Genomic DNA, 23,481 nt, shown 5'->3' on the forward strand with positions numbered 1-23,481 from the left:
CCATGCCCGACATGGGGCGATCGGTGCTGCTGGGTCTGCTCATCGGCACTTTGGCGATGGCGTCGTTCATGGTGCTGGTGCTGACGGCCTCCGGGACGAGTTCGCCCGACCCGTCGTCCCTGGTCGACTTCGTGGCGATCGGCTTCGTGTCCGTGCTGCTCGGCGGCGTGCCCGGGACCCTGGTCGGCCTCGTGGTGGGCGCGGTGCGGACCAGGAACCGGCGGCCCGTCCTGCCGCACGTCCCGCCACCCCCGCCGCCGCTGCCGCCGCCCGCTCCCGCCGCGGTGCCCGACCGGTGGGCGGCGCTGGTCGCGCGGGCCGAGCTGGCGGTGCGGCGGGTGCACGCGGTGGTCGCCACCGTGCCGCCGTCGGCGGCGCGCGAGTGGATGGTGCGGATCGCCGCGCAGTTCGACGGGGAGCTGGGCGGCGTGCGGCGCGTCGCCGACCTGGGCCGCGCCCTGGGCGCCGACCGCGACCACCCGGTGTCCGCGCGGCTGCACGCGGTCGTGCGGGACTTCACCGCGTTCGAGGACGAGGTGGGGCGGGTGGCCCTCCAGATGTTCAGCCGGCCTTCGCTGGACGCGGTGCGGGTGCACCTGGAGATGCTGGAGCGCCAGCTGCCGCACCTGAGCGACTAGGCCGAATGCCGCCGGTGGGCACTTCCACCCCGTGGCCGGCCCCGGACAGCGCGAAGCCCGGCAACCCGTCGTCCGGCGGGTGAACCGGGCCCACTTCCGGCCCCTACTGGGACCGGCGGGGTGATCCTACGGCACGGCGGCTAGCGGGCCATCGAGGACTGCCACCACTCCAGGACCTCCTCCGCCACCTCCGGCATGGCCACCAGCAGGCCGTCGACCGGCAGCGACGCGCCCTCGCCGCGCCGGTCCAGCACCGCCGCGCCCGACTCCACCGCCAGCGCCACCGCCCCGGCCACGTCCCACTCGTGGTAGCTGTGCAGCACGGCCGCCGCCGCGTGGCCCAGCGCCACCTGCGCCACCGCCAGCGCCTTCGACCCGAGCACCCGCACGCCGGTCCCGGACACGGCCGCCCGCGAGATGAACTCGCCCATCCCCGGCCACGGGCCCGTGCGGGTCATCTCCGTGCAGACGATGGAGCTGACCGGCTGCCCCCCGAGCTTCACCGGCGTCCCGTTCGCCCGCATCCCGCGCCCGCGCGCGGCGGCGTAGATCTGCGCCCGGTACGGGTCGGCCACCACGCCCACCACCGGGCCCCAGCGGTCCACCAGGGCCAGGCTGTACGCGCACCACGGCACGCCCGCGACGTAGTTCGCCGTGCCGTCCACCGGGTCGACCACCCAGCGGAACCCGACCTCCGGGGCCACGTCCGCGTCGGTGTCCTCGCAGAACACCGGGATGTCGGGGAACTCCGCGGTCAGCACCCGCCGGGTGTGCCGCTCCAGGGTCCGGTCGGTGTCGGTCACCCAGTCGAACGGGGACGTGCCGTCGGCGGGGCGGGCGCCGCGGCCCGCCGTCGCCATGATGACGTCGGACGCGTCGTTGGCGAGACGGCCCGCTGTCTCCAGCGCGATCGACACCAGTCCGGGATCGACGGGCTGAGCGGGTCGGGACGACAAGACGGTCATGCCGCACTAGTGTCACCGCTCCTGGTGTCCGCGACGCGTCCACCAGGTGAAGCGATGACGATCTCCGGGTCAACGTCAACCGCGACGCGAGGAGTTCCGCCGGCGTTCCCCGATCCGTCACGCCACCGTGTCCTGGGCACCGCAAGGTGATCGACGTGCGCGTAGCGATCGTCACCGAGAGCTTCCTGCCCCAGGTCAACGGGGTGACCAACTCCGTCCTGCGGGTGCTGGAGCACCTGCGCTCGCGCGGCCACCGGGCCCTGGTCGTCGCACCCGGCGCGGGCGCCGACCGGCACGACGGCACACCCGTGGTGCGCGTCCCGGCGGTGGACCTGCCGCGGTTCAGCTCCCTGCCGGTGGGCGTGCCGACCCGCCGGGTGCTCACCGCCCTGGCCGACTTCCGGCCCGACGTCGTGCACCTGGCCAGCCCGTTCGTGATGGGCGCGCGGGGGCTGTCGGCGGCGCGCCGGCTCGGCCTGCCCACGGTCGCCGTCTACCAGACCGACGTCGCCGGGTTCGCCGGGCACTACGGCCTCGGCCTGACCGCGCGCGCCGCGTGGCGGTGGACGCGCCGGTTGCACGCGCAGGCCGACCGCACGCTCGCGCCGTCGACGTGGGCGGTGGACGCGCTGCGCGAGCACGGCGTGCCGCGCGTCCACCGGTGGGGCCGGGGCGTGGACGTGGACCTGTTCGCGCCCTCCCGGCGGGACGACGCGCTGCGCCGCGACCTGGCCCCCGACGGCTCGCTGCTGGTCGGGTACGTGGGCCGGCTGTCGCCGGAGAAGCGGGTCGACCGGCTGCGGGTGCTCAACGACGTGCCCGGGGTCCGCCTGGTGGTGGTGGGGGAGGGGCCGGAGGAGGCCGCGCTGCGCCGCGAGCTGCCGGGCGCGGCGTTCCTCGGGTTCCGGGGCGGCGCGGAGCTGGCGGCGGCGTACGCGTCGCTGGACGTGTTCGTGCACACCGGCCCGCACGAGACGTTCTGCCAGGCCGTGCAGGAGGCGCAGGCCAGCGGCGTGCCGGTGGTGGCGCCCGACGCGGGCGGGCCGCGCGACCTCGTGCGGCCCGGCACCGGCTACCTGTTCGCCGACGACGACGGGTTGCGCGAGGCCGTGCTCGAACTGCGCGACCCGCTGCGCCGCAAGCGGTTCGGCGTCGCGGGCCGCCGCTGGGTGCGGGGCCGCACGTGGTCGGCGGTGTGCGACGAGCTGCTCGACCACTACGCGGCCGTCCTGGCCGTGCCGGAGCGGCGCGCTGCATGAGGATCGTGCAGCTGGCGAACTTCTACGGTCCCCGCTCGGGCGGTCTGCGCACCGCCCTGCACCACCTGGGCGCCGGGTACGCGGCGGCGGGGCACGAGGTGGTGCTCGTCGTGCCCGGCCCGGCGCACGCGGACGAGCGGCTGGCGCCCGCGGTGCGCCGCGTCACCCTGCCCGCGCCGCGCATCCCGGGCACGGGCGGCTACCGGGCCGTGGACCCGTGGCGCGTGCGCGCCCTGCTGGAGCGTCTGCGCCCCGACCGCCTGGAGGTCTCCGACCGGTTGACGCTGCGCGGGATGGGCCGCTGGGCGTCGGCGCGCGGGGTGCCCAGCGCGGTGATCTCGCACGAGCGGCTGGACCGCCTGCTGGAGCAGTTCCTGCTGCCGCCCGGCTGGGCGCGGTGGGGCGCGGACCGGGCGAACGCCCGGATGGCCGCCTCGTACGACACGGTGGTGTGCACGACCGACTTCGCCCGCGAGGAGTTCGACCGCATCGGGGCCCGCAACGTGGCCCGCGTGCCCCTGGGCGTGGACCTGCGCACCTTCACCCCGGCCCGCCACGACCGCTCGCTGCGGGCGGAGCTGGCCCGCGGCGCGGACGCGCTGCTGGTCCACTGCGGGCGGCTCTCGCCGGAGAAGCACGTGGAGCGCAGCGTCGACACGGCCGCCGAGCTCCACGCCGCCGGCCACCGCGTGCGGCTGGTCGTCGCCGGTGACGGGCCGCGCCGGGAGGCGCTGGAGCGCCGCGCGGCGGGGCTGCCGGTGACGTTCCTGGGCTTCGTGGGCGCGCGGGCCGCCGTGGCGGACCTGCTGGCGACCGCCGACGTCTCCCTGGCGCCGGGCCCGCACGAGACGTTCGGCCTGGCGGCCCTGGAGGCGCTGGCCTCGGGCACCCCGGTGGTGGTGTCGGCGTCGTCGGCCCTGCGCGAGATCGTGCGGCCGGGCTGCGGCGCGGCCGTGCCGGACCACGCGCCGGCGTTCGCCGGTGCGGTGAGCGCCCTGCTGGACGACCCCGAGCCGGCCCGCCGCTCCGCCGCCCGCGCCCGGGCGGAGGAGTACCCGTGGCAGGCGGCGGTGGACGGGATGCTGGCGGCCCTGCGCGTGGTCTGAGGCCGCCGGGCCCGCTGCGGCGGCGGGCGCCGCGGCCGGGGAACCGCCCGGTCCCGGGGCCGCCGCGGCGGGGCGGGCGGGGATGCCGCGGCGGGTGGGCGTCACCTAGTCTTTCCCCATGTCGCGCGCAGGTCTGGACAAGAACCCCCGCGAGGTCGCCGAGATGTTCGACGGCGTGGCCAAGGGCTACGACCGCACGAACTCCGTCATGACCCTGGGGTTCGACCGGCGCTGGCGGGAGTGGAGCAGGCGGGTGCTCGACGCCCGCCCCGGCGAGCGGGTGCTGGACCTGGCCGCCGGCACCGCCGTCTCGACCGTCCGGTACGCCTCGTCGGGCGCCTGGTGCGTCGCGGCCGACTTCTCGCTCGGGATGCTGCTGGGCGGCGCGCACCGGCCGGTGCCCAAGGTCGCCGCCGACGCGCTGCACCTGCCGTTCGCCGACGGGGCGTTCGACGCCGTCACCGTCTCGTTCGGCATCCGGAACTTCACCGACACCGAGGCGGCGCTGCGGGAGATGGCCCGGGTGGTCCGGCCCGGCGGGCGGCTGGTGGTCTGCGAGGTCTCCACGCCGACGTTCCGGCCGTTCCGGTTCGTCTACCAGCGCCACCTGCTGCGGGTGCTGCCGTTCATCGGGCGGTTCGTGTCGTCCAACCCCGACGCCTACCACTACCTCGCCGAGTCCATGCGCGCCTGGCCGGACCAGCGGGCGCTGGCCGAGGTCATCGCCAGGGCCGGCTGGGACGACGTCGCCTGGCTCAACCTCACCGGCGGGGTGGTGGCCCTCCACCGGGCCACCAAGCCCTGACCCGCGGCGCCCGGGAGGCCGTCCGGGGCCGGGAACGCCGCCTCTCAGCAACCCGCAAGTAGACTCGGCCCCGACTTTGTGAATCCATGCACAAGGAGCGGGGATGACGACTCCCAGCCGCCGCGGGGCGGGCGAGGACGCCGAGGTGATCGTGGTCGGCGCGGGCCCGGCGGGTTCCACCGCCGCCGCCTACCTGGCCCGTGCGGGCCTGGACGTGCTGCTGTTGGAGAAGTCCCGGTTCCCCCGCGAGAAGGTCTGCGGCGACGGCCTGACGCCGCGCGGCGTCAAGCAGCTCGTCGACCTGGGCGTGGACACCCGCGAGGAGGCCGGCTGGTTGCACAACCGGGGCCTGCGGGTCGTCGGCGGCGGGGTCACGCTGGAGCTGGACTGGCCCGACCTGGCGACGTTCCCGCCCTACGGCGTGGTCCGGCCCCGGCAGGACTTCGACGAGATGCTGGCCGGGGTCGCGCGGCAGGCGGGCGCCCGGCTGCACGAGGAGACCACGGTCACCGGCGCGCTGACCGAGGGCGGCCGGGTCGTCGGCGTCACGGCCAAGGCCGGCCCGGACCGGCAGCCGGTCACCTACCGCGCGCCGGTCGTGCTGGGCTGCGACGGGGTGAGCGCGCGGCTCGCGCTCAGCGTCGGCATCCAGAAGGACGACGCCAAGCCGATGGGCGTCGCGGTCCGCCGCTACTACGCCAGCCCCCGCACCAAGGACGACTACCTGGAGTCGCACCTGGAGCTGTGGGACCGGGCCAACGACGTCCTGCTGCCCGGCTACGGCTGGATCTTCGGCATGGGCGACGGCACGGTGAACGTCGGCCTGGGCATCCTGAGCACCTCCAAGGCGTACGGGACCACGGACTACCGGGCCCTCCTGCGGTCCTGGCTCGACGGCACGCCCGAGGAGTGGGGCTTCCGCGAGGAGAACGCCACCGGCCGCATCGGCGGCGCAGCGCTGCCGATGGGCCTCAACCGCAAGCCGCACTACCGCGACGGCCTGCTGCTGGTGGGTGACGCGGGCGGCATGGTGAACCCGTTCAACGGCGAGGGCATCGGCTACGCCATGGAGTCGGCCCGGATCGCGGCGGAGACCGTGGTGCAGGCGCTGGCCCGCACCGGCCGCAGCCGGGAGCGCGCGCTGCACGGCTACCCGGTGCGCATCGAGCAGGCCCTGGGCAGCTACTACCGGCTGGGCAACGTCTTCAGCCGGCTCATCGGCCACCCGACCATCATGCGCACCGCCACGAAGTACGGCCTACCTCGCAAAACGCTGATGAAACTGGTCCTGAAGCTGCTCGCCGGCCTTTACGACCCGAAGGACGGGGACTCGTTCGACCGCCTCATCACGGCGGCCACGAAACTCACCCCAACGGCCTAATCGACCTACCCCTGACTGCAGCAGCGCCGACATCCGTGTCGGCGCTGTTCCGTTTCGGATGTGTCCCGGTTCACGCGGTAGCCCGTCAGGGGTCCTCCAGCGCCGCCAAGTGCCTGGTCAGGCGTGTGCAGGGGGTGCCCGTCACGCCTCTGTGTGACGTTCTACACTGGCCCGTAGGTCTTGTGAATCAGTTCACAACCGGCTGAGATGCCTTGTGAAGTGTTTCACAAGCGACCTGCGGATTGTTAGGCGCGCCTAACTTCCGGAGGACGCCGGAACACCCCTTAGGGTGCGCAACGGTCGGCGGTGCACCACCACCGCGACACGCGAGGAAAGGACGACGGAGAGTGCTGGACCCTTACCTCCCCCTCGTATTGATGTTCGCCCTCGCCGCGGCCTTCGCGCTGTTCTCCGTGACGGCCGCGCCGTACATCGGTCCCCGCCGCTACAACCGCGCGAAGCTCGACGCGTACGAGTGCGGCATCGAGCCGTCACCCCAGCCCGTCGTGGGCGGTGGCCGCATGCCGGTCGCCTACTACCTCACGGCGATGCTGTTCATCCTGTTCGACATCGAAATGGTGTTCCTCTACCCCTTCGCGGTCTCCGCGGACCGGCTCGGGCTGTTCGGCCTGGTGGAGATCGCACTGTTCGTCGCGACGGTCGGCTTCGCGTACGCCTACGTGTGGCGGCGCGGCGGCCTCGACTGGAACTGAGGGGGAAGACCCGTGGGTCTCGAAGAGAAGCTCCCGAACGGCATCCTGCTCGCCAGCGTGGAGAAGCTGGTCAACTGGACCCGCAAGTCCTCGCTCTGGCCTGCCACGTTCGGGCTCGCCTGCTGCGCCATCGAGATGATGACCACCGGCGGTCCGCGCTACGACCTCGCGCGGTTCGGCATGGAGGTCTTCCGAGCGTCCCCGCGCCAGGCCGACCTGATGATCGTCGCGGGCCGGGTGACCAACAAGATGGCCCCGGTGCTGCGCCAGATCTACGACCAGATGCCCGAGCCGCGCTGGGTGCTCGCCATGGGCGTGTGCGCCTCCAGCGGCGGCATGTTCAACAACTACGCGGTGGTGCAGGGGGTCGACCACGTCGTGCCGGTCGACATGTACCTGCCGGGCTGCCCGCCGCGGCCGGAGATGCTGATCGACGCGATCCTCAAGATCCACGCCAAGATCATGGACGAGCCGCTGGGCGCGAACCGCGCCGCGCTGCTGGCCGAGTCCGGCCGCACCACGCAGCTCATCCCGTCCTCCCAGCGGTTTGCGAAGAAGTGAGCGGCATGGCTGACGACAAGCACGAGGCCGAGCGGGCTCCCGGCGCGGGCAACCCCGACTCCAACGGCAAGTCCGAGGCGCTCAGCTCGGCGAGCATGAGCGAGGCCCAGCACGAGGAGCACCTGGCGCGCGGCGGCGTCGTCGCGGGCAGGTCGCGGCAGGGCATGTTCGGCGCCAGCGGCTCCGGCGACACCTCCGGCTTCGGCGGCCTGCGGCTGCCCGCCCACGTCGCCGCGCCCAGCGAGCGGCCCTACGGCGGCTGGTTCGACGAGGTCGCCGACGAGCTGCTGGCCGCGGCGCACGAGCGGGGCCTGCCCGCCGACACCGTCCAGCAGATCACCGTCGACCGCGGCGAGATCACGTTCTACCTGCGCCGGGAGCACCTGGTCGAGGTGGCGCGGATCCTGCGCGACGACCCGGCGCTGCGCTTCGAGCTGTGCAGCTCGGTGTCCGGCGTGGACTACGGCGTGGGCGCGCCGCAGCGGCTGCACTCCGTCTACCACCTCACGTCGATGACCTACCGCCGGCGCATCCGGCTGGAGGTCGCGGTCGACGTGGAGGACCCCCACATCCCCAGCGTGGTCGCGGTGTACCCGACCGCGGACTGGCAGGAGCGCGAGACCTGGGACATGTTCGGGATCGTCTACGACGGGCACCCCGGCCTGACCCGCATCCTCATGCCGGACGACTGGGACGGCCACCCGCAGCGCAAGGACTACCCGCTCGGCGGCATCCCGGTGGAGTACAAGGGCGCGGAGATCCCCCCGCCAGACCAGAGGCGGTCCTACTCATGAGCGAACAGCGAACCGAAGATCCGCTTGCGGGGTCGAACATGCAGTCCGAAGATCCGCTCGCGGGATCGAGCGCGCGAACCGGGGAACCGCTCGCGGGATCGAGCGCGCGGTCCGGGGACCGGCTGTCCGACGTGACCACCGGCACCGGCACCGACGACGCCGGCCGCGACAGCGACTCGTACGGCGCCAACCACCAGGCGGACCCGTACGCCTCCTCCCGGCAGACCACCGAGGGCACCGTCTACACGGTGACCGGCGGCGACTGGGACGAGGTGCTGGCCGACGCGGCGGGCGACGAGCGCATCGTCATGAACCTGGGGCCGCAGCACCCGTCGACGCACGGCGTGCTGCGCCTGGTGCTGGAGCTGGAGGGCGAGACCGTCACCCAGGCCCGCAGCGTCATCGGCTACCTGCACACCGGTATCGAGAAGAACGTCGAGTACCGCAACTGGACGCAGGGCGTCACCTTCGTGACGCGCATGGACTACCTGGCGCCGCTGCACAACGAGGCCGCCTACTGCCTCGCCGTGGAGAAGCTGCTCGGCGTCACCGCGCCGGAGCGCGCGCAGACCGTCCGCGTGCTGCTGATGGAGCTGAACCGGATCAGCTCGCACCTCGTGGCGCTGGCCACCGGCGGCATGGAGCTGGGCGCGCTGACCGGCATGACGGCCGGCTTCCGCGAGCGCGAGGAAGTCCTGCACCTGCTGGAGTTCCTGACCGGCCTGCGGATGAACCACGCCTACATCCGCCCCGGCGGCCTGGCGCAGGACCTCCCGGCCGACGCGCCGCAGCGCATCCGCGAGTTCATCAAGGTGATGGACTCGCGCCTGCCGGACTACGACAAGCTGCTCACCGGTCAGCCGATCTGGCGCAACCGCCTGCAGGGCGTCGGCTACCTGCCGGTGGACGCGTGCCTCGCGCTGGGCGTCACCGGCCCGATCCTGCGCTCCGCGGGCCTGCCGTGGGACCTGCGCAAGGTCGAGCCGTACTCGGGCTACGAGAACTACCAGTTCGAGGTGCCGACCTCGAACGAGGCCGACTCGTTCGCCCGCTACCGGCTGCGGGTCGCCGAGATCCACGAGTCGCTCAAGATCATCCGGCAGGCGGTGGACCGGCTGGAGCCCGGTCCGGTCATGGTGGAGGACGCCAAGATCGCCTGGCCCGCGCAGCTGACCATCGGCGCGGACGGCATGGGCAACTCGCTGGAGCACGTCCGCAAGATCATGGGCCAGTCCATGGAGTCCCTGATCCACCACTTCAAGCTGGTGACCGAGGGCTTCCGGGTGCCGCCCGGCCAGGTGTACGTGCCGATCGAGTCGCCGCGCGGCGAGCTGGGCTACCACGTGGTGTCCGACGGCGGCACCCGGCCGATGCGCGTGCACGTGCGCGAACCCAGCTTCGTGAACCTCCAGTCGATGCCCGCGATGTGCGAAGGCGGCATGGTCGCCGACGTGATCGCGTCGGTGGCCTCTATCGACCCGGTGATGGGTGGTTGTGACCGATGAGCACTCCCGAGAACGTCCTCGCCGCGTCGCCGCTCGACCCGGTGTCGACCGAGCGGCTGGTGCAGGAGACGCCGGCGCCCGACGTGTTCGGCCCGGAGACGGCGGAGCGGGCGCGGGCGATCATCGCCCGCTACCCGCAGGCCCGGTCCGCGCTGCTGCCGATGCTGCACCTGGTGCAGTCGGTGGAGGGGTGCGTCAGCCAGGCCGGCATCGCGTTCTGCGCCGGTCAGCTCGACCTGTCGCACGCCGAGGTCAGCGCGGTCGCGACCTTCTACACCATGTACAAGCGCCGCCCGTGCGGCGAGCACCTGGTCAGCGTCTGCACCAACACGCTGTGCGCCGCGCTCGGCGGTGACGCCATCTACGCGCGGCTGCGCGAGCACCTGGGCTCCGACGGCCGCCCGCTCGGCCACGAGGAGACCTCGGGCGAGCCGGGCGCGCCGGGCTCGATCACGCTGGAGCACGCCGAGTGCCTGGCCGCCTGCGACCTGGGGCCGGTGCTCCAGGTGAACTACGAGTTCTACGACAACCAGACCCCGGAGAAGGCGCTGGAGCTGGTGAAGTCGTTGCAGGCCGGGCAGAAGCCGCACCCGACGCGCGGCGCGCCGCTGACCGACTTCCGGCAGGCCGAGCTCCAGCTCGCGGGTTTCTTCGAGGGCCGCGAGGCGGACCTGGACGGCCCGTCGGCGGCGCCGGAGACGGTGCGCGGCGCCGCGCTCGCGGCGGACCGCGGCTGGACCGCGCCGGCGATGCCGGACGACGCAGAGTTCCCTGCCCTGCCGGACAAGAAGTAGGGGGAGGCCGACCGTGGTCGACGACCTGACTCCCGTCCTCACCAAGCGCTGGCTGTCGCCGCGCTCGTGGACGCTGAAGACCTACGAGCAGCTGGAGGGGTACACGGCGCTGCGCAAGGCGCTGACCGCCCACCCGGACCAGCTGATCCAGCAGTGCAAGGACTCCGGCCTGCGCGGCCGGGGCGGCGCGGGCTTCCCGACCGGCCTGAAGTGGGGCTTCATCCCGCAGGGCGACGGCAAGCCGCACTACCTCGTCATCAACGCCGACGAGGGCGAGCCGGGCACCTGCAAGGACATCCCGCTGATGATGGCCGACCCGCACTCGCTGATCGAGGGCATCATCATCACCTCGTACGCGATCCGGGCGAACTTCGCCGCGATCTACGTGCGCGGCGAGGTGCTGCACTGCATCCGGCGGCTCAACGCCGCCGTGCAGGAGGCTTACGCGGCGGGCTACCTGGGCAAGGACATCCTCGGCTCCGGCTTCGACCTGGACGTGGTCGTGCACGCCGGCGCCGGCGCGTACATCTGCGGCGAGGAGACGGCGCTGCTGGACTCGCTGGAGGGCAAGCGCGGCCAGCCCCGGCTCAAGCCGCCGTTCCCCGCGACCGCCGGCCTCTACGCCTCGCCCACCGTGGTGAACAACGTCGAGACCATCGCCTCGGTGCCCTACATCGTCAACGGCGGCGCGGACTGGTTCCGCACCATGGGTCGCGAGCGGTCGCCGGGCCCGAAGATCTACTCGCTGTCCGGCCACGTCGAGCGGCCCGGCCAGTACGAGGCGCCGATGGGCACGACGCTGCGCACCCTGCTGGACATGGCGGGCGGCATGAAGGACGGCATCCCGCTGAAGTTCTGGACGCCGGGCGGCTCGTCCACCCCGCTGTTCACCGCCGAGCACCTCGACGTCCCGCTGGACTTCGAGGGCGCGGCGGAGGCCGGGTCCATGCTGGGCACCACCGCGCTGCAGATCTTCAACGAGACGGTGTCCGTGCCCTGGGCGGTCATGAAGTGGACCGAGTTCTACAAGCACGAGTCGTGCGGCAAGTGCACGCCGTGCCGCGAGGGCACCTACTGGCTGGTCCAGATCCTCCAGCGGATGAACCGCCACGAGGGCACGCCCGAGGACATCGACACGCTGCTGGACGTCTGCGACAACATCCTGGGCCGCTCGTTCTGCGCGCTCGGCGACGGCGCGGTCAGCCCCATCACCAGCGGCATCAAGTACTTCAAGGACGAATTCCTCGCGCTGTGCGCGACGAACTCCGCCAAGCACGAGCAGGCGGCCCTGGCAGGAGCAAGCGCATGACGATCGCGCCCGACAAGAGCACCCCGACGGGATCGAGCGCCGTGGCCGTGCCCGAGGGGCACGTCAAGCTCGTCATCGACGGCCTGGAGGTCGTCGCGCCCAAGGGCGAGCTGCTGATCCGCACGGCCGAGCGCCTGGGCATCGTCGTGCCGAGGTTCTGCGACCACCCGCTGCTGGACCCGGCGGGCGCGTGCCGGCAGTGCCTGGTGGAAGTGGAGATGGGCGGCCGGCCGATGCCGAAGCCGCAGGCTTCCTGCACCATGACGGTCGCCGACGGCATGGTGGTGAAGACCCAGCTGAGCTCGCCGGTGGCGGACAAGGCGCAGCAGGGCGTGATGGAGCTGCTGCTCATCAACCACCCGCTGGACTGCCCGGTCTGCGACAAGGGCGGCGAGTGCCCGCTGCAGAACCAGGCGCTCAAGCACGGCCGCGCGGACTCCCGGTTCCACGAGCGCAAGCGGACGTTCCCGAAGCCGATCCCGATCAGCACGCAGGTGCTGCTCGACCGCGAGCGGTGCGTGCTGTGCCAGCGCTGCACGCGGTTCTCGGCGCAGATCGCGGGCGACCCGTTCATCGAGCTGCTGGAGCGCGGCGCGCAGCAGCAGATCGGCGTGGCGCAGGAGAAGCCGTTCCAGTCCTACTTCTCCGGCAACACCATCCAGATCTGCCCGGTGGGCGCGCTGACCTCCGCCGCCTACCGGTTCCGCGCCCGGCCGTTCGACCTGGTGTCGACGCCGGGCGTGTGCGAGCACTGCGCCTCGGGCTGCGCCACCCGCACGGACTGGCGGCGCGGCAAGGTGCAGCGCCGCCTCGCCGGCGACGACCCGGCCGTGAACGAGGAGTGGACCTGCGACAAGGGCCGCTTCGCGTTCCGCTACGCCACCGCCGAGGACCGGATCACGCGGCCCCTGGTGCGGGACGCCGACTCGGGCGAGCTGCGCGAGTCGTCCTGGACCGAGGCGCTGCGGGTCGCGGCGACGGGCCTGGCGCGGGCGCGGGACGGCCGGGGCGCCGCGGTGCTCGCGGGCGGTCGGCTCACCGTCGAGGACGCCTACGCGTACTCGAAGTTCGCCCGGATCGCACTGCGCACCAACGACGTGGACTTCCGCGCCCGGCCGCACTCGGCGGAGGAGCTGGAGTTCCTCTCCGCCGCGGTGGTCGGCTCCGCGCCGGACAACGGCGGCGTGACCTACCGGGACGTCGAGGGCGCGCCGGCCGCGCTGCTGGTGGCGTTCGAGCCGGAGGAGGAGTCGCCGATCGTCTTCCTGCGGCTGCGCAAGGCCGCCCGCGCGCGCCGGACCAAGGTGTTCCACCTGGGCCAGTTCACCACGCCCGCCGTGGAGAAGACCTTCGGCACGCTGCTGGCCTGCGTGCCCGGCGGCGAGCCCGCCGCCCTGAACGCGCTGCCCGAGCACGCCGCCGACGTGGTGGAGGAGCTGGGCAGGCCGGGTTCGGTGATCCTGGTCGGCGAACGCGCCGCCGAGGTGCCGGGCCTGTTCTCGGCGGTCGCGGCGCTGGCCGGGCGGACCGGCGCGAAGGTCGCCTGGATCCCGCGCCGGGCCGGTGAGCGCGGCGCGCTGGAGGCGGGCCTGCTGCCGACGCTGCTGCCCGGCGGCCGGCCGGTCGCCGACGACGGCGCCCGCGCGCACGTCGAGCAGGCGTGGGGCCTGGCGGCGGGCGCGCTGCCCACCGGGCCGGGTCGCGACACCACCGGCATCCTCACCGCCGCGGCGGGCGGCGGGCTGGACGCGCTGGTGGTCGGCGGCGTCGACCCGTTCGACCTGCCGGACCCGGCGCTGGCCGAGCGCGCGCTGGCCTCGGTCGGCTTCGTGGTGAGCCTGGAGCTGCGGCACAGCGCGGTCACCGCGCACGCCGACGTGGTGCTGCCGGTCGCGCCGGCCGTGGAGAAGTCGGGCAGCTACCTCAACTGGGAGGGCCGCCGCCGCCCGTTCGACACCACGCTGGAGGGCACCGGCGCGCTGCCCGACGGGCGGGTGCTGGACACGCTGGCCGTCGAGATGGACGCCGACCTGTTCACCCAGACCCCGGCCTCGGCCGCCGCGGACCTCGAACGCCTCGGCCGCGCCGCCGCCCCGACCGGGCGCGGCGCCCCGACGGTCGCCGCGCCGCTGCTGCCCCAGCCCAAGGCCGGCCAGGCCGTCCTCGCGACCTGGCGCCGGCTGCTGGACGGGGGCTCGCTGCAGGACGACGAGCCGAACCTCGCGGGCACGGCGCGCCCGGTGGCCGCGAAGCTGTCCGAGGCCACCGCGCGGCGCCTGGGCGTCGAGTTCGGCGCCGAGGTCACCGTGGCCACCGACCGCGGCGCGGTGTCGCTGCCGGTCGAGGAGGCCGACCTGCCCGACGGCGTCGTGTGGCTGCCCGGCAACTCGGGCCCGGCCACCGTGCGGCGCACCCTGGCAGCCGGCCACGGCAGCGTGGTGGCGGTCTCCGCCGCCCCCGCCGCGACGGACACCACCCCGCCCGGAGGCAAGGCATGAGCACGGCACAACTCCTCGCCGACGACCCGCTCTGGCTGGTCGTCGTCAAGGTCGTCGGGATCTTCGCGTTCCTCGTCGTCATGACCCTGTTCATGATCAACTGGGAGCGCAAGGTCGTCGCCCGGATGCAGCAGCGGCCCGGTCCCAACCGGGTCGGGCCCGGCGGCTGGCTGCAGTCGCTGGCCGACGGCCTGAAGCTCGCGTTCAAGGAGGACATCCGCCCGGTCCTGGCGGACAAGTGGGTGTACTTCCTGGCCCCGGTGATCTCCTGCATCCCGGCGTTCGTCGCCTTCTCGGTGATCCCGCTGGGCGGCCAGGTCAGCATCTTCGGCGAGCAGACCGCGCTGCAGCTGGTCGACCTGCCGGTGGGCGTGCTGGTGGTGCTGGCCTGCTCGTCGCTGGGCGTCTACGGCATCGTGCTGTCCGGCTGGGCCTCCGGCTCGCCGTACCCGCTGCTGGGCGCGCTGCGCTCGGCCGCGCAGGTGATCTCCTACGAGATCGCGATGGGCCTGTCCATCGTCGCGGTCGTGATGAGCTCGCACTCGCTGTCCACCGCGGACATCGTCGGCACGCAGAGCGGCACCATCGCCTGGGGCGCGCTGCCCGCGTGGAACGCGATCCTGCTGCCGGTCAGCTTCGTCATCTACCTGATCTCCATGGTCGGCGAGACCAACCGCGCGCCGTTCGACCTCCCCGAGGCCGAGTCGGAGCTGGTCGGCGGCTTCCACACCGAGTACAGCTCGCTGAAGTTCGCGCTGTTCTTCCTCGCCGAGTACGTGAACATGGTGACCGTGTCGGCGCTGGCCACCACGCTGTTCCTGGGCGGCTGGCAGTTCCCGCTGGTCGGCCCGGACCACTTCCTCAACAGCGGCTGGTGGGGCCTGCTCTGGTTCGTGGTCAAGACCCTCGGGTTCCTGTTCCTGTTCATCTGGCTGCGCGGCACGCTGCCCCGCCTGCGCTACGACCAGTTCATGCGGCTGGGCTGGAAGTTCCTGGTCCCGATCGCGCTGTTCTGGTTCGTCGCGGTGGCCTTCACCCGGTACCTCAACCAGGAGAAGCAGGCGGGCAACACCAGCACGACCATGATGCTGACCGTCTTCGGCGTGGTGCTCGCGGTGATCCTGCTGATCGCCTTCCTGCTGCCGGACAAGCGCGAGCAGCACGACCCGAACGCCGTGCCGGTGACCGGCGGCGGGTTCCCCGTGCCGCCGCTGGACCTGGAAGTGCCCAAGTCGCCGCCGCGCCGGCAGGTGCCGGTGGCCGAACTGCCGAGGGCCGGCGGCGACGCCGGCCGCACCGCGGAGCCCGCAGCGGTTACCGCTTCAGCGAAGGAGGCCGGCGATGGGGATGCTTGATCCCGTCAAGGGGTTCGGCGTGACCTTCGGGACGATGTTCAAGAAGGTCGTCACCGAGGAGTACCCCGAGGTCAAGAAGGTCACCGCGCCGCGGTTCCACGGCCGGCACCAGCTCAACCGGCACCCGGACGGGCTGGAGAAGTGCGTCGGCTGCGAGCTGTGCGCGTGGGCCTGCCCGGCGGACGCGATCTTCGTCGAGGGCGGTGACAACACCGAGGCCGAGCGCTACTCGCCCGGTGAGCGCTACGGCGCGGACTACCAGATCAACTACCTGCGCTGCATCGGCTGCGGCCTGTGCATCGAGGCGTGCCCGACCCGGTCGCTGACCATGACCAACGAGTACGAGCTGGCCGACGACGACCGGCAGAAGCTGATCTTCACCAAGGAGGACCTGCTCGCGCCGCTGCTGCCCGGCATGGAGCAGCCGCCGCACCCGATGCGGCTGGGCGAGGACGAGCAGGACTACTACGTGAACGGTCCGCAGCTGGCCCGCCGCGCCGGCGTGCCCGAGGGCGCGGTCGTCGAGACGGGACCCGAGGAGGCCCGCAGGTGAGCGCGTTCCTGACGTTCCTGGCGCAGCCGCCGGAGCCGGTGCAGCAGGCGGTGGACACCGTGACCACCGGCGAGGCCGCGGCCTTCTGGGTCCTCGGCCCGCTGGCGCTGGCCGGCGCGCTGGGGATGCTGTTCGCCCGCAACGCCGTGCACTCGGCGCTGTGGCTGGTGCTGACCATGCTCAGCCTCGGTGTGCTCTACATGGTCCAGCAGGCGCCGTTCCTCGGCTTCGTGCAGATCATCGTCTACACCGGCGCGATCATGATGCTGTTCCTGTTCGTGCTGATGCTGGTCGGCCGGGACAGCTCGGACTCGGTGGTCGAGGTGCTGCGCGGGCAGCGGCTGGCCGCCGTCGTGCTCGGCATCGGCTTCGCCGGCCTGGTGGTGGGCTCGCTGGCGCGGGCGCTGACCGACGTGCAGCCCGCCGGCCTGGTCCAGGAGAACACCCAGGGCGGCGGCAACGTCGCCAACATCGGCGAGATGCTGTTCACCGACTACCTGTTCCCGTTCGAGCTGACCTCCGCCCTGCTGATCACGGCGGCGGTCGGCGCGATGGTGCTCGCGTTCACCTCGCGGGCGGGCAAGGACGCGAAGAAGACCCAGCGTGAGCTGGTCGAGGAGCGCTTCCGCGGCGACCGCGTCGGCTCCCTGCCCGGCCCCGGCGTGTTCGCCACGGCCAACTCCGTGGCCACGCCGGCGCTGCTGCCGGACGGCTCGGTCGCCGCCGAGTCCCTCTCGGACCTGATCGAGACGACCGCGAAGGAGCGCCTGGACGACGACGTCGCCGAGGTCTCCGGCACCGGTCACCAGGCCGACGCGCACGCCCTCAAGGGAGAGCAGTCGTGACCCCGACCTACTACCTGCTGCTGTCCGCCCTGCTGTTCAGCCTCGGCGCGGTGGGCGTGCTGGTGCGGCGCAACGCCATCGTCGTGTTCATGTGCGTCGAGCTGATGCTCAACGCGGTGAACCTCAGCCTCGTCACGTTCGCCCGGATCAACGGCGCGCTCGACGGCCAGGTGATGGCGTTCTTCGTGATGGTCGTGGCCGCCGCCGAGGTCGTGGTCGGGCTGACGATCATCATGGCGATCTTCAAGACGCGTCGCTCGGCCTCGGTCGACGACTCCAACCTGCTGAAGTATTAGGGGACACCGGTGACGGAACCTGTTGCCGCCAGCGGGATCGGCAGTCTCGCCTGGTTGTTGCTAGCCCTGCCCGCGTTCGGCGCGCTGGTGCTGCTGCTCGGTGGCAAGCGCACCGACAAGTGGGGCCACCTGCTGGGCTGCGCCACCGTCATCGCGGCGTTCGTCTACGGCGCGGCGCTGTTCTTCGACACCCTCGGGCAGGAGGGCGGGCGCACCAGCGAGCTGCACCTGTTCGACTGGGTGCCGGTCAACGCGCTCGACGTCGAGTTCGGCCTGCGCATCGACCCGCTGTCGCTGACCTTCGTGCTGCTGATCACCGGGGTCGGCGCGCTGATCCACATCTACTCGATCGGCTACCTGGCGCACGAGGGCGGGCGGCGGAAGTTCTTCGCCTACCTGAACCTCTTCGTCGCGGCGATGCTGCTGCTGGTGCTGGGCAACGGCTTCGTGACCCTGTACTTCGGCTGGGAGGGCGTCGGCCTCGCCTCCTACCTGCTGATCGGCTGGTACCAGCACAAGCCGGAGGCGGCCAGCGCCGCGAAGAAGGCGTTCCTGATGAACCGGGTCGGCGACCTGGGCCTCGCGATCGCGATCTTCATCCTGTTCAAGGAGCTGGGCACCACCCAGTACACCGAGGTGTTCGCGCGGGTCGGCGAGCTGTCCGCGGCCGAGGTCACCGCGGTGTCGCTGCTGCTCCTGCTCGGCGCGTGCGGCAAGTCCGGCCAGTTCCCGCTGCAGGCGTGGCTCCCGGACGCGATGGCGGGCCCGACCCCGGTCTCCGCCCTGATCCACGCGGCGACCATGGTCACCGCCGGCGTCTACCTCATCGCCCGGTCCAACCCGATCTACAACGCCTCCGCGGACGGCCGGCTGGTCGTCATGGTCATCGGCGCGGTCACCCTGGTCATCGGCTGCGTCATCGGCTGCGCCTACGACGACTTCAAGAAGGTCCTGGCGTACTCCACGGTCAGCCAGATCGGCTACATGATCCTCGCCGTCGGCCTCGGCCCGGTCGGCTACGCGCTGGGCATCATGCACCTGCTCACGCACGGCTTCTTCAAGGCCGGGCTGTTCCTCGGCGCCGGCTCGGTCATGCACGGCATGAACGACGAGGGCAACATCCGCCGGATGGGCGGGCTGGCGAAGAAGATGCCGATCACCTTCGCCACCTGGGCCCTGGGCTACCTCGCGCTGATCGGCTTCCCGTTCCTGTCCGGCTACTTCTCCAAGGACGCCATCATCGCGGCGGCGTTCAGCGAGCCGGGCTGGCGGGGCTGGGTCTTCGGCGGCGCGGCGGCGCTGGGCGCGGGCATCACCGCGTTCTACATGACCCGCCTGCTGATCCTGGTGTTCCTGGGCAAGCCCCGCTGGGCGGACCTCAAGAGCGAGGACGGCCGCGACTACCACCCGCACGAGTCGCCGCTGTCCATGACGGCGCCGATGATCGTGCTGGCGTTCGGCTCGATCGGCGCGGGCTTCTTCTTCCAGGCCGACCACAACCTCGCGGGCTGGCTCACCCCGTCGCTGGGCGAGCTGCAGGAGCAGCACGGGGTGCTCTCGCACGGCGTGGTGAACTTCCTGGTGCTCGGCCTGTCCGCGCTGGGCGTGCTGGTGGCGTTCCTGCTGTTCGGCCGCCGGCCGCAGCCGGTCACCCGGCCGGAGCGGGTGTCGTTCCCGGTCCGCGCCGCGCGCGCCGACCTGTACGGCAACGCGCTCAACGAGGCGCTGTTCGCGCGGCCGGGCACCTGGCTCACCCGCGCGCTGGTGTTCGTGGACAACAAGGGCGTGGACGGCCTGGTCAACGGGTCGGCCGCGCTGCTGGGCGGTAGCTCGGGCCGGCTGCGCAGGCTGCAGACCGGGTTCGTGCGCTCGTACGCGCTCTCCATGCTCCTGGGTGCGATCTTCGTCCTGGGCGCGCTGCTGATGGTGAGGTTCTCGTGAGCTGGACGCTGATCGCGCTGCTCCTGCTGCCCCTGGCGGGCAGCGTGGTGGTGGCCTTCCTGCGGCGCAACGACCGGGTCGCGAAGACCGTCGCGCTGGCCGTGTCGCTGGTCGAGCTGGTGATCGCCGCGCTGGCGTGGGTCGGCTACGACCCGTCGTCGACCGAGCGGCTGCAGCTGACCAGCTCGGCCGACTGGATCCCGGCGTTCGGCGTGCACCTGTCGTTCGGCGTGGACGGCATCGCGCTGGTGATGATCGCGCTGATCGCGTTCCTGGTGCCGGTCGTCATCGGCGGCTCGTGGTCGGACCGGCTGCCCGAGGGCCGCAGCGCGGGCGGGTTCTTCGCCCTGCTGCTGGCCATGGAGACCGGCATGGTCGGCGTGTTCGCGGCCACCGACGTGTTCCTGTTCTACGTGTTCTTCGAGGCCGTGCTCGTCCCGATGTACTTCCTGATCGGCCGCTTCGGCGGCCCGAACCGGCAGTACGCGGCGATGAAGTTCTTCCTCTACTCGCTGCTCGGCGGCCTGATCATGCTCGCCTCGGTGATCGGCGTGTACGTGGCGGCGCAGGACCGGCTGGGCTCCGGCACGTTCGACTGGGCGACCCTGGTCACCGTCACCCGCGACCTGCCGCTGTCCACGCAGATCTGGCTGTTCCTCGGGTTCTTCGTCGCGTTCGCGATCAAGGCGCCGCTGGTGCCGCTGCACACGTGGCTGCCCGACGCGGGCGCGGAGGCCCCGGTCGGCGCGGGCGTGCTGCTGGTCGGCATCCTGGACAAGATCGGCACGTTCGGCTTCCTGCGCTACTGCCTGCCGCTGTTCCCGCTGGCCAGCCAGGAGCTCGCGCCGCTGGTGCTGGTGCTGGCCGTGGTGGGCATCCTGTACGGCTCGCTGCTGGCCGTCGGCCAGTCGGACATGAAGCGGTTCGTCGCCTACACCTCGATCGCGCACTTCGGCTTCATCGCGCTGGGCATCTTCGCGTTCAGCTCGCAGGCCGGGGCGGGCGCGGTGCTCTACATGGTCAACCACGGCATCTCCACCGGGATGCTGTTCCTGGTCGTCGGCATGGTGATGGCCCGCGGCGGCTCGCGCCTGATCGAGGACTACGGCGGCATGGCGAAGCTGACGCCGGTCCTCGGCGGCCTGTTCTTCGTGGCCGGCCTGTCGTCGCTGGCGCTGCCCGGCACCAACTCGTTCGTCAGCGAGTTCCTGGTGCTGATCGGCTCCTACCCGAACCAGCCGGTCTTCACGGTGCTGGCCGCGGTGGGCATGGTGCTGGCCGCGCTCTACGTCCTGTGGCTCTACCAGCGGGTGTTCCAGGGCCCAGTGCGCGGCACCGCGCTGGTCGGGGCGACCGGCGGACCCGGCGCGGTGGTCGACCCGGAGCGCGCCGCCGTGCGCGACCTGGGCAAGCGGGAGCTGGCGGTGCTCGCGCCGCTGGTGGCGCTGATCTTGGTGCTCGGGTTCTACCCGAAGCCGGTGTTGGACGTGATCACCCCGTCCGTCGGGGCGACGCTCAGCGAGGTCGGGGTGGCCGACCCGGTCGCGCAGGAAGGCAAGTGACGTGACGTTCCTCGCTCAGCTCCAGCGGCTAGAGGCCCCGGAGATCGACTACCTCGCGGTCGCGCCGATCCTGGTCGTGCTCGGCGCGGCCTGCCTCAGCGTCCTGGTCGAGGCGTTCCTGCCCAAGGCGCAGCGGTGGGCGAGCCAGGTCGTGCTGACCCTGGCGACCATCGTCGCGGCCGGCCTGGTGCTCGGCCTGTACGCGGGCGCCGAGGACACGCCCGACCAGGGCAAGGTCACCCTCGCGGGCACCATCGCCGTCGACCAGCCGGTGATCTTCCTGTGGGGCACCCTGCTGCTGCTCGGCTTCGGCGCGGTGCTGCTCATCGCCGACCGCTCGGTCGAGCCCGGCGGCGCGTTCGTCGCCGACGCGGCCATCCGGCCCGGCACCGTCCAGGACCGCGCCCAGGCGGGCCGGTTCGGGATGCAGACCGAGGTGTTCCCGCTGACGCTGTTCGCGCTCGGCGGGATGATGGTGTTCGTCGCGGCGAACGACCTGCTGACGATGTTCATCGCGCTGGAGGTCCTGTCGCTGCCGCTGTACCTGATGTGCGGCCTGGCCCGCCGGCGGCGGCTGCTGTCGCAGGAGGCGGCGGTCAAGTACTTCCTGCTCGGCGCGTTCGCCTCGGCGTTCTTCCTCTACGGCGTGGCCCTGCTGTACGGCTTCGCCGGCTCGGTGAAGCTCGCCGACATCGCCACCGCGACCGCCGGCACCAACCGGTCCGACACGCTGCTCTACGCGGGCTTCGGCCTGCTGGTGGTCGGCCTGCTGTTCAAGGCTTCGGTCGGCCCGTTCCACGCGTGGACCCCCGACGTGTACCAGGGCTCGCCGACGCCGATCACGGCGTTCATGGCGGCGTGCACGAAGGTCGCGGCGTTCGGCGGCATCCTGCGGGTGCTGTTCGTGGCGTTCGAGAAGTCCAGCTGGGAGTGGAACGGCGTGCTGTGGGGCGTCGCCATCGCGTCCATGGTCATCGGCGCGGTGCTCGGCCTCACCCAGACCGACGTGAAGCGGATGATCGCCTACTCGTCGGTGGCGCACGCGGGCTTCCTGCTGATCGGGTCCATCACGCTGACCGACGAGGGCCTGTCGGGCACGATGTTCTACCTGATGGCGTACGGCTTCACGACCATCGCCGCGTTCGGCGTGGTGTCGCTGGTGCGCAACGCCGACGGCGAGGCCACCCACCTGTCCCAGTGGGCGGGGCTGGCCAAGCGGTCGCCGATCACCGCCGCGGTGTTCACGTTCCTGCTGCTCGCCCTCGCGGGCATCCCGCTGACCAGCGGGTTCATCGGCAAGTTCGTGGTGTTCGCGGCGGCGCTGCGCAGCGGCATGGCGCCGCTGGTGGTGATCGCCCTGGTGGCCTCGGCGGTGGCCGCGTTCTTCTACCTGCGGGTCATCGTGCTGATGTACTTCAGCGAGCCGGCCTCGGACGGGCCGACGGTCAGCGTGCCCGGCGCGTTCACTACGGTGGCCATCACGCTGGGTGCCGCGGTCACCCTCGTGCTGGGCGTCTGGCCGGCTTTCGCCCTCGATTGGGCGGGTGCCGGCGGGTTCATCTTCTAGTGGTACGTAGGCTTCAGGCGTGACCAGTAGCGAGCGGGCGGGGACGGGGTTCCGGTTTTCGGACCCCGTGCTCGCGGAGGTGGTGCAGGCCGGGCTGGCCGAGGTGGAGGAAGTCCTGCACAAGGCGGTGCAGAGCGAGTTCCACCCGGTGACCGAGACGTCCCTGCACCTGGTCGACGCGGGCGGCAAGCGCATCCGCCCGCTGTTCACCATCCTGTCCGCGCAGTTCGGGACCACCTGGGACCGGGAGAGCGTCGTCAAGGCGGCGGCCGTCGTGGAGCTGACCCACCTGGCCACGCTCTACCACGACGACGTGATGGACGAGGCCACCATGCGCCGCGGCGCGGCGTCGGCCAACGCCAAGTGGGACAACAGCATCGCCATCCTCACCGGCGACTACCTGTTCGCGCACGCGTCGGCCCTGGTCGCGGACCTGGGCACGGGGGCGGCGCGGATCATCGCCGAGACGTTCTCCGAGCTGGTCACCGGCCAGATGCGGGAGACCGTGGGCCCGCGCGGGGGCGAGGACCCGGTCGCGCACTACCTGACCACCATCGCCGAGAAGACCGGCTCGCTGATCGCCACCGCCGCCCGGTTCGGCGCGATGTTCTCCGACATCGCGCCCGAGCAGGTCGAGGCGCTGCAAGCCTACGGCGACGTCATCGGCGCGGCGTTCCAGATCTCCGACGACGTCATCGACATCGCCAGCCCGTCGTCGGAGTCGGGCAAGACCCCGGGCACGGACCTGCGCGAGGGCGTGAAGACGCTGCCCATGCTGTACGCGCTGGCCGACGAGCCGGACTCGCGGCTGGCCCGGCTGCTGTCCCGGCCCCTGACCGACGACGCCGAGGTGGCCGAGGCGCTGGAGCTGCTGCGGGGCTCCTCCGGGCTGGCGCGGGCGCGGCGGACGCTGGACGACTACGCGGCGCGGGCGCGGGCCACGCTGCACGGCCTGCCGGCGGGCGCGGCGCGGGACGCGCTGGAGTCGGTCAGCGAGTACGTGGTCAACCGGACGCGCTGACCGCGCCCGGCGC

Annotated in this window: 21 protein-coding genes; 20 read left to right on the top strand and 1 reads right to left on the bottom strand. The window is 72.4% G+C overall.

The features are described from left to right. Positions 1–11: 11 nt before the first annotated feature. Positions 12–638 (top strand): hypothetical protein, encoded by a 627-nt coding sequence (locus JOE68_RS17290; RefSeq protein WP_204843369.1) that lies wholly within the window; start codon positions 12–14, stop codon positions 636–638. 140 nt (positions 639–778) lie between these two features. Here the strand turns inward: JOE68_RS17290 and JOE68_RS17295 are convergent, their stop codons facing one another. After that, the gene (locus tag JOE68_RS17295) at positions 779–1,603 is read right to left on the bottom strand and encodes an inositol monophosphatase family protein (protein WP_204843370.1); all 825 of its coding nucleotides are present in this window, start codon (positions 1,601–1,603) and stop codon (positions 779–781) included. A gap of 155 nt (positions 1,604–1,758) precedes the next feature. Between JOE68_RS17295 and JOE68_RS17300 the strand changes: the two genes are divergently transcribed. The 19 genes from JOE68_RS17300 to JOE68_RS17390 all read left to right on the top strand — a co-directional run bounded on the left by JOE68_RS17300 (position 1,759) and on the right by JOE68_RS17390 (position 23,468). Beyond that, positions 1,759–2,862 carry a glycosyltransferase family 4 protein gene (locus JOE68_RS17300; protein WP_204843371.1) on the top strand — a complete coding sequence of 368 codons (1,104 nt, stop codon included), beginning with the start codon at positions 1,759–1,761 and terminating at the stop codon, positions 2,860–2,862. Continuing rightward, complete coding sequence (locus JOE68_RS17305) at positions 2,859–3,968, top strand: glycosyltransferase (protein ID WP_204843372.1); 1,110 nt, start codon at positions 2,859–2,861, stop codon at positions 3,966–3,968. The genes JOE68_RS17300 and JOE68_RS17305 overlap by 4 nt, the downstream gene beginning before the upstream one ends. 118 nt (positions 3,969–4,086) lie before the next feature. After that, positions 4,087–4,773, top strand: a complete 687-nt coding sequence (locus JOE68_RS17310) for a demethylmenaquinone methyltransferase (protein ID WP_204843373.1) — start codon at positions 4,087–4,089, stop codon at positions 4,771–4,773. Between the two features lie 103 nt (positions 4,774–4,876). Next, positions 4,877–6,154 carry a geranylgeranyl reductase family protein gene (locus JOE68_RS17315; RefSeq protein ID WP_204843374.1) on the top strand — a complete coding sequence of 426 codons (1,278 nt, stop codon included), beginning with the start codon at positions 4,877–4,879 and terminating at the stop codon, positions 6,152–6,154. Positions 6,155–6,501: 347 nt separating this feature from the next. Next, a complete protein-coding gene (locus tag JOE68_RS17320; protein ID WP_033428518.1) occupies positions 6,502–6,867 on the top strand; it encodes an NADH-quinone oxidoreductase subunit A in 366 nt (121 codons plus the stop codon). A 12-nt stretch (positions 6,868–6,879) separates the two neighbouring features. Next, the gene (locus JOE68_RS17325) at positions 6,880–7,428 is read left to right on the top strand and encodes a NuoB/complex I 20 kDa subunit family protein (protein WP_204843375.1); all 549 of its coding nucleotides are present in this window, start codon (positions 6,880–6,882) and stop codon (positions 7,426–7,428) included. A gap of 5 nt (positions 7,429–7,433) precedes the next feature. Then, on the top strand, positions 7,434–8,222 hold the full coding sequence (locus JOE68_RS17330; protein WP_204843376.1) for an NADH-quinone oxidoreductase subunit C: 789 nt from the start codon (positions 7,434–7,436) through the stop codon (positions 8,220–8,222). Positions 8,223–8,353: 131 nt separating this feature from the next. Next, positions 8,354–9,727 (top strand): NADH-quinone oxidoreductase subunit D, encoded by a 1,374-nt coding sequence (locus tag JOE68_RS17335; protein ID WP_307819721.1) that lies wholly within the window; start codon positions 8,354–8,356, stop codon positions 9,725–9,727. Next, positions 9,724–10,521, top strand: a complete 798-nt coding sequence (gene nuoE / locus JOE68_RS17340) for an NADH-quinone oxidoreductase subunit NuoE (protein ID WP_204843377.1) — start codon at positions 9,724–9,726, stop codon at positions 10,519–10,521. Before JOE68_RS17335 ends, nuoE begins: the two co-directional genes overlap by 4 nt. 13 nt (positions 10,522–10,534) lie before the next feature. Further along, positions 10,535–11,830, top strand: coding sequence for an NADH-quinone oxidoreductase subunit NuoF (nuoF, locus tag JOE68_RS17345; RefSeq protein WP_204843378.1), 1,296 nt, complete (start codon positions 10,535–10,537; stop codon positions 11,828–11,830). Continuing rightward, entirely contained in the window at positions 11,827–14,328 is a 2,502-nt protein-coding gene (locus tag JOE68_RS17350; protein WP_204843379.1) for an NADH-quinone oxidoreductase subunit G, read from the top strand. Before nuoF ends, JOE68_RS17350 begins: the two co-directional genes overlap by 4 nt. Continuing rightward, positions 14,325–15,683: an NADH-quinone oxidoreductase subunit NuoH gene (gene nuoH, locus JOE68_RS17355; RefSeq protein ID WP_204843380.1), complete on the top strand. Its 1,359-nt coding sequence runs from the start codon at positions 14,325–14,327 to the stop codon at positions 15,681–15,683. The genes JOE68_RS17350 and nuoH overlap by 4 nt, the downstream gene beginning before the upstream one ends. Then, complete coding sequence (nuoI, locus tag JOE68_RS17360) at positions 15,670–16,236, top strand: NADH-quinone oxidoreductase subunit NuoI (protein WP_204843381.1); 567 nt, start codon at positions 15,670–15,672, stop codon at positions 16,234–16,236. Before nuoH ends, nuoI begins: the two co-directional genes overlap by 14 nt. 17 nt (positions 16,237–16,253) lie before the next feature. Then, the gene (locus JOE68_RS17365) at positions 16,254–17,081 is read left to right on the top strand and encodes an NADH-quinone oxidoreductase subunit J (RefSeq protein WP_204846149.1); all 828 of its coding nucleotides are present in this window, start codon (positions 16,254–16,256) and stop codon (positions 17,079–17,081) included. Beyond that, complete coding sequence (gene nuoK / locus JOE68_RS17370) at positions 17,078–17,377, top strand: NADH-quinone oxidoreductase subunit NuoK (RefSeq protein ID WP_015105349.1); 300 nt, start codon at positions 17,078–17,080, stop codon at positions 17,375–17,377. Before JOE68_RS17365 ends, nuoK begins: the two co-directional genes overlap by 4 nt. 9 nt (positions 17,378–17,386) lie before the next feature. Then, complete coding sequence (gene nuoL, locus JOE68_RS17375; protein WP_346038606.1) at positions 17,387–19,318, top strand: NADH-quinone oxidoreductase subunit L; 1,932 nt, start codon at positions 17,387–17,389, stop codon at positions 19,316–19,318. After that, positions 19,315–20,880 (top strand): NADH-quinone oxidoreductase subunit M, encoded by a 1,566-nt coding sequence (locus tag JOE68_RS17380; protein ID WP_204843382.1) that lies wholly within the window; start codon positions 19,315–19,317, stop codon positions 20,878–20,880. Before nuoL ends, JOE68_RS17380 begins: the two co-directional genes overlap by 4 nt. A 1-nt stretch (position 20,881) precedes the next feature. Beyond that, positions 20,882–22,447, top strand: a complete 1,566-nt coding sequence (nuoN, locus tag JOE68_RS17385; protein ID WP_204843383.1) for an NADH-quinone oxidoreductase subunit NuoN — start codon at positions 20,882–20,884, stop codon at positions 22,445–22,447. A 67-nt stretch (positions 22,448–22,514) separates the two neighbouring features. Beyond that, positions 22,515–23,468: a polyprenyl synthetase family protein gene (locus JOE68_RS17390; RefSeq protein WP_307820040.1), complete on the top strand. Its 954-nt coding sequence runs from the start codon at positions 22,515–22,517 to the stop codon at positions 23,466–23,468. Positions 23,469–23,481: the final 13 nt, after the last annotated feature.

It is taken from the genome of Saccharothrix algeriensis, assembly GCF_016907655.1.
In the GTDB taxonomy this organism is placed as follows: domain Bacteria; phylum Actinomycetota; class Actinomycetes; order Mycobacteriales; family Pseudonocardiaceae; genus Actinosynnema; species Actinosynnema algeriense.

Coding starts and splice junctions, on each gene's coding strand:
- JOE68_RS17350 (WP_204843379.1), top strand. CDS start 11,827: ATGACGATCGCGCCCGACAAGAGCACCCCGACGGGATCGAGCGCCGTG.
- nuoI (WP_204843381.1), top strand. CDS start 15,670: ATGGGGATGCTTGATCCCGTCAAGGGGTTCGGCGTGACCTTCGGGACG.
- JOE68_RS17290 (WP_204843369.1), top strand. CDS start 12: ATGGGGCGATCGGTGCTGCTGGGTCTGCTCATCGGCACTTTGGCGATG.
- JOE68_RS17305 (WP_204843372.1), top strand. CDS start 2,859: ATGAGGATCGTGCAGCTGGCGAACTTCTACGGTCCCCGCTCGGGCGGT.
- JOE68_RS17315 (WP_204843374.1), top strand. CDS start 4,877: ATGACGACTCCCAGCCGCCGCGGGGCGGGCGAGGACGCCGAGGTGATC.
- JOE68_RS17295 (WP_204843370.1), bottom strand. CDS start 1,603: ATGACCGTCTTGTCGTCCCGACCCGCTCAGCCCGTCGATCCCGGACTG.
- nuoE (WP_204843377.1), top strand. CDS start 9,724: ATGAGCACTCCCGAGAACGTCCTCGCCGCGTCGCCGCTCGACCCGGTG.
- JOE68_RS17330 (WP_204843376.1), top strand. CDS start 7,434: ATGGCTGACGACAAGCACGAGGCCGAGCGGGCTCCCGGCGCGGGCAAC.
- nuoH (WP_204843380.1), top strand. CDS start 14,325: ATGAGCACGGCACAACTCCTCGCCGACGACCCGCTCTGGCTGGTCGTC.
- JOE68_RS17310 (WP_204843373.1), top strand. CDS start 4,087: ATGTCGCGCGCAGGTCTGGACAAGAACCCCCGCGAGGTCGCCGAGATG.